Below are 7,370 nucleotides of genomic sequence, written 5' to 3' on the forward strand. Positions count from 1 at the left end.
GACTTAAGGTTTTACGGGAAGAGATGAGTGATGAAGTACGATTCGTAACGCCCCTTTGTCATCGCGCACATAACCCCAGGTTTTATCAACGGTCGTGACTTTGCCGGTCTTGTCTGTGAGCAAGACATTACCCATGGACAGTGCCGTATTGCCATGGAGTTGAATGGCGACATTACGAATCTCAGCCGAACGCCATCCCTTCAGTGCAAAGCCGCTGTCTTGGGGGTAGCGTTTGTTGTCGCCAACAAAGTAGGCAAGTGCGCCTTCGCGGGTTGTGCGAAAGGTCTGAGGTGCAGTGGTTAGCGTAGGTTTAAACAGCACCGGACCGTATTGGTAACCATAAGCGGCATCAATAACGGCGCCAGCGGTTGCCTTTGCTTTAGCAATGCCACCCGACTCATAGTCGCTAGCAATTTTGACTAAGGCATTGCCCCAAGCGATTTGGGCAGATAAAACGTCGGCTTCGGTAATATTGCCGCTGACAACGGGAGCTGAATTACCGCTATGACGGGTGTTTGTTGAATCGGCCAGTGCGGGGCTAGTCAAAGCAAGGCTACTTGTTAAGGCCAGTCCAAGTGCAATTTTACGAGAGCTAATTTGCTTCAACATGGGATATCTCCAGAGTCATCCGTCCAGGAGTGGACTAAGATGATTGTTCATGTTGCACACTGGTTTTTAGTCTGCCCATTGGCATATATTAATGTCTGCTATATGGCATATATTGATTGAGCATTACCTATGCAAGATGGCTCTGTTAGAGCGCTACGTAACGAACTACGTGGCAAGGAAAGTGAGGCCAGCCGGCTAAGACTTCTCGAGTCCAGTGCCTTTGCCCTAGCTAATGCGCCGGATGTAAAGATCGCACTGGCAGAGGTCCTGGGCTTGGCCATTCGCCACCTGGCTGCCGACAGTGGCGTTATTTTAAGTTTAGAGCAGGGTGGCTTCAGCGTGGTGGCTGCTCAGGGCAATGTCTTGCCAGTGGGCGCAAGAGTTTTGTTGGGCGGCGTGCTCGCAAACGTGATGCAGACGCCTCATCAACCCCTCTTGCGCGAGCATATTGAAAGCCGCTTACGATTAGGCGCGGCGGCAAAAGTAGCCCTGGAGTTGTTACTGCCGTTGCGTTTAACGAATGCTTCTCAAGGCCTGCTGGCCATTATTTCTGATGGCAGTAACATCCTGCCGACGAGCGACGATATCGCGACGATGCAGGCCCTTGGGGTCTTAGTCGCCGGCGCTATACAGCGGCCAAACCCCAGCAAACCTAAGAGTTCACGACGTGCGGCGGCAACGGCCATGGCCCAGTTAACGCCACGTGAGCAGCAAGTACTGGTGTTACTGCCGCGTGGCTTAAGTAATGCGGAAATTGCACAGCAATTAGGCATTGCGACGGGAACAGCGAAGATTCATGTTGAGCGAATTTTGCATAAGCTCGGGCTAGGCGATCGCACGCAGGCGGCAGTAAAAGCAGTGGAGTGGGGTTACAAATTATGACGACGCGCGCATTACATTGGCGAGATTGGCCTATAGGATTAAAAAGTTTGGCGGCAGTCGCAGTGCCCATGGCGCTATTGCTGTTTGCGTTGGTATTCAGCTACCGCATGCAACAAGAAATTAACAATGCCGATGCGGATTTAAGGCATGCCTTATCCATTCAAACAGATATCCAAACCTTGCATTTATTAATTGCAGAGGCGGCTACGGGTGTCCGAGGTTTTTTATTAACGAATCGTGAGGATTTCCTCGAACCGTACCGCAAAACACAAAAAGCACTGCCTCAGGCGCTGGAGCATCTGACCGTCAAGGTTCGGGATAAGCAAGTAGATGTGCATCTCAATAGAGTTAAATCGTTATGGCAGCATAAGCAGGCCAGTCTTGAAAAGTTGCGCACCACAGGCAGCTCAATGCCCCCTGCTGAGTTGCGTGCGCATCTGATTGAGAGCAAGAAAATTTTGGATGATTTGAGGCGAGAAATTCAGGCCATGTATGCGCGAGAGACAGAGGTTGTCAGTGCTTACTCGATGGCAGCGAGCGCAGCCTTTACGCGGAGTCTATGGGTAGACGCGATTATCAGTGTCTTGGTATTGCTGAGTGGGGTGGCCGCTTTTATGTTGCTTTTTAGCGGCGTTGTGACGCGAGTTCAGCGCTTGGCTACCAATGCGGAACGCCTGTCGCGAGGCGAGCCACTGGATATGTTGCCCGCTGCAAAAGATGAGCTAGGTCTGCTGGCTGAGCGGCTGCAAAATGCCAGCGTCTTGCTCGCGGCTAGAGCCAACGAAGCAAGCTCTGCAAGCTTAGCCAAAACACGCTTTTTATCTCGAACCAGTCACGAGTTGCGTACCCCCCTCAATGTCATCTTGGGTTTTGCGCAGATTCTCGAAAGCGATCTCCAAAATACGCAGCAGTCTGCGGCCGTGTCACAAATTTTGGTTGCTGGACGACATTTGCTGAGTTTGATTGATGAGGTGCTAGACATTGCGCGAATAGAGTCTGGAGACATGCGCTTAAGTCTGGAGCCACAAGCCCTACGGGAGTTATTGGATGAGGTGTTGGACCTACTTAAGCCGTTGGCGAGTCAGCAGAAAGTTGGGCTCGAGTTTGTCGCGATTCCCGTTGGCATCATGGTGCTGGCGGATCGCCAGCGTTTGCGCCAAGTACTGATTAACTTGGTCTCTAATGCGATCAAATACAATCGTTTGGGCGGTAAAGTTTATATCGGTGCCGTCGTCGATGGTGAGCAAGTCAGAGTCATGGTGAGAGACACAGGTCAGGGCATTCGTCCCGAGGACTTACCTAGGCTGTTTTCTCCTTTTGAGCGCTTGGAGGCCGAGCAAACGGGTATTGAAGGTACTGGCCTGGGGTTGGCGGTGTCACGCCAGCTGATGTTGTGCATGAAGGGCGATATTGATGTGCAAAGTAGTGTCGGGCAAGGAAGTACGTTTTCTCTGCAGCTACAGCGTGCGTATGGCAGGGTTGAGTTAGATGCGGTTGACGTTCCACTTGCCGAGACGCCATTAGATTCTTCGCAGGTGCGGCGTCGAGTGCTAGTGATTGAAGATAACCCATCGAACGTGGCACTCATGCAGGCGTTACTGGCCAAGCGACCCGAGTGGGATTTACTTATCGCAACGGATGGCGAAGCTGGGTTGAGTATTGCACGTCAAAACCACCCTGAAATGATCTTGCTCGATCTGCACCTACCAGGCCTTGGGGGCGAAGAAGTGCTGAATCGGCTGAAGCAAGAGTCGATCGGTGAGTCCTGTAAGGTCATCGTCATTAGTGCGGATGCAGTGCCTAGTACCCAAGCTCGCCTACGGGCACTCGGTGCCCATGACTACCTCACCAAGCCAATTGACGTTAAGCGGTTTCTAAACTTATTAGATGAGGCTCGCGCATGAGTAGCGATGATTTTTTTGCATCCAGAATTTTATTGGTCGATGACCAGCCGGCAAACCTCAGGCTGCTTGAGGAGCTCTTGGCGCGAGAGGGCTTTAGCAATGTCGTGAGTACGACGGAGTCAGAGCAGGTGCTAGATATTTACAATTCGTTTGATCCGGACTTAATCGTGCTCGATTTAATGATGCCGGGGCTGAGTGGTTATGCCGTGTTGGAGCGCATTGAGCGACAGCGTCAAGCCGACGAGTTTCGACCAGTCTTGGTGTTGACGGCCGATGCGACCAGCCAGGCAAAGCATCGTGCGCTTGCGTTAGGCGCAAAAGACTTTCTCACCAAGCCCTTCGATGCCGTTGAGGCGATGCTGCGCGTCTGGAACTTACTCGAAACTCGGCACTTGTATAAGCGCTTAAAACGATTAATTCCAGACGCGCTAGAGCTGCCTGTTAGACGTTAAATCTAAAGTGCAGTACATCGCCATCTTTGACGATGTAGTCCTTACCTTCTAGTCGCCACTTGCCCGCTTCTTTTGCGCCAGCTTCACCCTTGTATTGGATGAAGTCGTCGTAGCCGATGCACTCCGCACGAATAAAGCCTTTCTCGAAGTCGGTGTGAATGACCGCCGCCGCCTTTGGCGCGGTGCAATTAACAGGGATGGTCCAGGCGCGAACTTCCTTTACGCCAGCAGTAAAGTAGGTGTGCAAATTGAGCAAGCCATAACCCGCACGAATCACGCGGTTCAGGCCGGGCTCGTCCATGCCTAGGTCACCGAGGAAGGCGATTTTGTCTTCCTCATCAAGCTCGGCAATTTCCGCTTCGAGCTTGTTACAGATCGGCACCACAATGGCCTTTTCACTGGCCGCGAGTTCACGGACCTGATCGAGCAGCGGATTGTTGTCGAAGCCGTTTTCATCGACGTTAGCGATGTACATGGTCGGCTTTAGCGTGAGCAGGCCGTAGGACTTGATGGCAAACTTTTCATCGGCATCCAGGTCCACGCTACGGGCGGGCAGGCCTTCATCAAGTGCAGGCTTAATCTTGTCGAGCACCGCCTTAATGGCCAGCGACTCTTTGTCGCCTCCTTTGGCCAGCTTGGTGACGCGCAGCAGGGCCTTATCAACCGCATCGAGGTCGGCCAGTGCCAATTCGGTATTAATGATGGCGATGTCATCGAGCGGGCTGACGCGACCCGCAACGTGAATCACGTTGTCATCGTTGAAGCAGCGCACGACATGGGCAATAGCATCGGTTTCACGGATGTTGGCGAGGAATTTATTGCCCAGGCCTTCACCTTGCGATGCGCCAGCGACGAGGCCGGCGATATCGACGAACTCCATGCTGGTCGGGATGACGCGCTCAGGCTTGACGATGGCGGCAAGGGCGTCGAGACGGAGGTCCGGCATCGGCACCACGCCCGTGTTCGGCTCAATGGTGCAGAACGGAAAGTTTTCTGCCGCAATGCCCGCCTTCGTGAGGGCGTTGAACAGGGTGGACTTGCCGACATTGGGTAGTCCGACGATGCCGCAGTTAAATCCCATGGTAATTCCATCCCGACGCCGTAGCGTCATTAATACATCAGGTCGTGGCTTTGAAGCCGTTAAGGGTGTTCATGACGCGGGCCAGCTCGCCGGCCATGATGGCCTCGCGATGACGCAGGGCTTCATCTAGCGCCTTGTCCATTAACTCTTGTTCACTTCGGGGGGCTTTGCTCAACACAAAGCCCGATACCAGCGCGCTCTCGCCGGGGTGGCCGATGCCGACGCGCAGGCGGTGAAAACCGTTCTGGTTGCCGAGCGCGCTGATGCTGTCGCGCAGGCCATTGTGGCCACCATGACCGCCGCCGGTTTTGAGGCGAATTTGGCCCGGGCTAAGATCGAGTTCATCGTGAGCGATGAGAATTTCAGTCGGGGCAATTTTGTAGAATCCGGCGACGGCTGCAACGGCCTGGCCCGAGCGATTCATAAATGTTGTGGGGATGAGCAAGCGCACATCTTCGCCCTGATGCGACACGCGGGCGATCAGCCCAAAAGACTTACTGTCTGCCGTGAGGCGAGCACCTAGCTGTTCGGCTAACCGGGTCACAAACCAAGCACCGGCGTTATGCCGTGTGTCAGCATATTGCGCTCCGGGGTTGGCAAGGCCAACGATAAGGCGAATGGCAGTCATGCTCGCAACTCTATCAGGCAGTCATACGATTTGGCTGGAACGAAAAACGGGGCCTGAGCCCCGCTTTTGCGTTTAACCAGCGGTCGGCGCTTAGGCGTCGACTTTGCTGGCGTGCACGTTGGCAACGGGCTGGTCGTGATCGTGACCCAGCGCGAGTACCGGAATTTCCACGCCGGCTGGCAGGACCAGGTCGGACAGGTGGAGGGTGGTGCCAACATGAACAGCAGCCATATCAACGGCAATGAACTCTGGCAGGTTGCTTGGCAAGCAGGCCACTTCAACTTCAGAAGTGAAGTGAGTGATTTCCCCGCCTTCCAGCTTCACACCAACACAAGTATCTTGGTTGAGGAAGTGCAGAGGAATCTTCATGGTCAGCTTGTGAGCTGCGTCAACGCGCAGGAAGTCTGCGTGCATTGGCAGGTTCTTCACTGGGTGACGTTGCAGTGCCTTCAAGACAGCAGCTTGTGGCTGGCCATCAACAGTGATGGTCAAAACGTGCGAGTAAAACGCTTCGTTTTCCAAGGCCTTGACGAGTTCACGCAGTTCCAGCGTGATGGACTGAGCAGCAGCGCTGCCACCGTAAATAACGGCAGGCACTTTCTGTTCCAGACGACGAAGGCGGCGGCTCGCACCTTTCCCTTCGTTCGTACGGGTTTGCGCATTAAGCGTAAAGTTTGCAGCGGACATCGTGTTTCTCCGTTGGGCCCTGGGCTTGCGACCAGCTCAGGGCAATCATCCGGTCACCGCGGCGCGGTGCTCCGGTTTTCGCCAGCCTTCTGAGGGGCTGACAAATGTGTTCAGCGCAGCGTTCAGAATAAATCGAACATCGCGCTGATGGATTCTTCATTGTTGATGCGGCGCAGGGTTTCTGCGAGCAGTGCCGACATCGACAGCTGGCGGATTTTACCGCAAGCCTTGGCCTCGTCCGAGAGCGGGATGGTGTCGGTCACCACCAGTTCATCGAGCGTGGAGTTACGAATATTTTCGATGGCAGGGCCAGACAGCACGGCGTGAGTGCAATAGGCCACAACGCGGCGGGCACCATGCTCTTTCAATGCGCCAGCGGCCTTACACAGGGTGCCGGCGGTGTCCACCATGTCATCCACGATGATGCAGTCACGACCACGGACTTCGCCGATGATGTGCATGACCTGCGATTCGTTCGCTTTCGGGCGACGCTTGTCGATGATGGCGAGATCGGCATCATCCAACTGTTTGGCCACGGCGCGGGCGCGAACCACACCGCCGACGTCTGGCGAAACCACAACGAGGTTTTGATATTCCTGACGCTCGATGTCGGCGAGCAGTACCGGCGAGCCGTAGACGTTATCTACTGGAATGTCGAAAAAGCCCTGAATTTGGTCGGCGTGCAGGTCCACCGTAAGTACGCGGTCAACGCCCACCGTGGTGAGCATGTCGGCCACAACTTTTGCCGTAATCGGTACGCGCGCCGAACGCACGCGGCGATCTTGGCGGGCGTAGCCGAAATACGGAATGACTGCCGTGATGCGACCTGCACTGGCGCGACGCAGGGCATCGGCCATCACGATCAGTTCCATGAGGTTGTCGTTGGTTGGCGCGCAAGTGGATTGCAGAATGAAGACATCCTTGCCACGTACATTGTCGTTGATTTCAACGGCAATTTCGCCATCCGAGAAGGTGCCTACGTGAGCAGCACCGAGCGGAACATGCAAATGACTGGCGACTTTGCGGGCCAGCTCAGGATTGGCATTACCAGTAAACACGACAAGATTGGGCATGATGACGAATCGTCTCGGCCGGACAGAAAATGGCAGGGGCGGCTGGATTCGAAC

The 7,370-nt window shown here is 54.5% G+C and carries 8 protein-coding genes; 3 read left to right on the forward strand and 5 right to left on the reverse strand.

Features of this window, described 5'->3' with window-relative positions:
- Nucleotides 1-3 precede the first annotated feature (3 nt).
- A complete protein-coding gene (locus tag AC14IB_RS07340; RefSeq protein WP_484231272.1) occupies nt 4-609 on the reverse strand; it encodes a hypothetical protein in 606 nt (201 codons plus the stop codon).
- 129 nt (nt 610-738) lie between these two features.
- On the opposite strand from AC14IB_RS07340, the gene AC14IB_RS07345 reads away from it, so the two are divergent.
- The 3 genes from AC14IB_RS07345 to AC14IB_RS07355 are packed head-to-tail and all read left to right on the forward strand — an operon-like array spanning nt 739 to nt 3,847.
- Complete coding sequence (locus tag AC14IB_RS07345; protein ID WP_484231273.1) at nt 739-1,491, forward strand: helix-turn-helix transcriptional regulator; 753 nt, start codon at nt 739-741, stop codon at nt 1,489-1,491.
- Nucleotides 1,492-1,538: 47 nt separating this feature from the next.
- Complete coding sequence (locus AC14IB_RS07350; protein WP_484231274.1) at nt 1,539-3,395, forward strand: ATP-binding protein; 1,857 nt, start codon at nt 1,539-1,541, stop codon at nt 3,393-3,395.
- On the forward strand, nt 3,392-3,847 hold the full coding sequence (locus AC14IB_RS07355) for a response regulator (protein WP_484231275.1): 456 nt from the start codon (nt 3,392-3,394) through the stop codon (nt 3,845-3,847). The genes AC14IB_RS07350 and AC14IB_RS07355 overlap by 4 nt, the downstream gene beginning before the upstream one ends.
- On the opposite strand, the gene ychF is transcribed toward AC14IB_RS07355, so the two are convergent.
- The 4 genes from ychF to AC14IB_RS07375 all read right to left on the reverse strand — a co-directional run bounded on the left by ychF (nt 3,837) and on the right by AC14IB_RS07375 (nt 7,316).
- Nucleotides 3,837-4,928, reverse strand: coding sequence for a redox-regulated ATPase YchF (ychF, locus tag AC14IB_RS07360; RefSeq protein WP_068860932.1), 1,092 nt, complete (start codon nt 4,926-4,928; stop codon nt 3,837-3,839). The two genes, AC14IB_RS07355 and ychF, sit on opposite strands and share 11 nt — an antisense overlap.
- Before the next feature lie 37 nt (nt 4,929-4,965).
- Nucleotides 4,966-5,556 carry an aminoacyl-tRNA hydrolase gene (pth, locus tag AC14IB_RS07365; RefSeq protein ID WP_484231276.1) on the reverse strand — a complete coding sequence of 197 codons (591 nt, stop codon included), beginning with the start codon at nt 5,554-5,556 and terminating at the stop codon, nt 4,966-4,968.
- Nucleotides 5,557-5,646: 90 nt separating this feature from the next.
- The gene (locus AC14IB_RS07370; RefSeq protein WP_068860936.1) at nt 5,647-6,243 is read right to left on the reverse strand and encodes a 50S ribosomal protein L25/general stress protein Ctc; all 597 of its coding nucleotides are present in this window, start codon (nt 6,241-6,243) and stop codon (nt 5,647-5,649) included.
- 122 nt (nt 6,244-6,365) lie between these two features.
- On the reverse strand, nt 6,366-7,316 hold the full coding sequence (locus tag AC14IB_RS07375) for a ribose-phosphate diphosphokinase (protein ID WP_068860938.1): 951 nt from the start codon (nt 7,314-7,316) through the stop codon (nt 6,366-6,368).
- Nucleotides 7,317-7,370: the final 54 nt, after the last annotated feature.

The sequence above is a fragment of the Perlucidibaca sp. genome (assembly GCF_057084925.1).

Bases quoted from the DNA above. Each gene is read 5' to 3' on its own strand.
- AC14IB_RS07355 (WP_484231275.1), top strand. From the start codon at position 3,392: ATGAGTAGCGATGATTTTTTTGCATCCAGAATTTTATTGGTCGATGAC.
- pth (WP_484231276.1), bottom strand. From the start codon at position 5,556: ATGACTGCCATTCGCCTTATCGTTGGCCTTGCCAACCCCGGAGCGCAA.
- AC14IB_RS07345 (WP_484231273.1), top strand. From the start codon at position 739: ATGCAAGATGGCTCTGTTAGAGCGCTACGTAACGAACTACGTGGCAAG.
- AC14IB_RS07375 (WP_068860938.1), bottom strand. From the start codon at position 7,316: ATGCCCAATCTTGTCGTGTTTACTGGTAATGCCAATCCTGAGCTGGCC.
- AC14IB_RS07340 (WP_484231272.1), bottom strand. From the start codon at position 609: ATGTTGAAGCAAATTAGCTCTCGTAAAATTGCACTTGGACTGGCCTTA.
- AC14IB_RS07370 (WP_068860936.1), bottom strand. From the start codon at position 6,243: ATGTCCGCTGCAAACTTTACGCTTAATGCGCAAACCCGTACGAACGAA.
- ychF (WP_068860932.1), bottom strand. From the start codon at position 4,928: ATGGGATTTAACTGCGGCATCGTCGGACTACCCAATGTCGGCAAGTCC.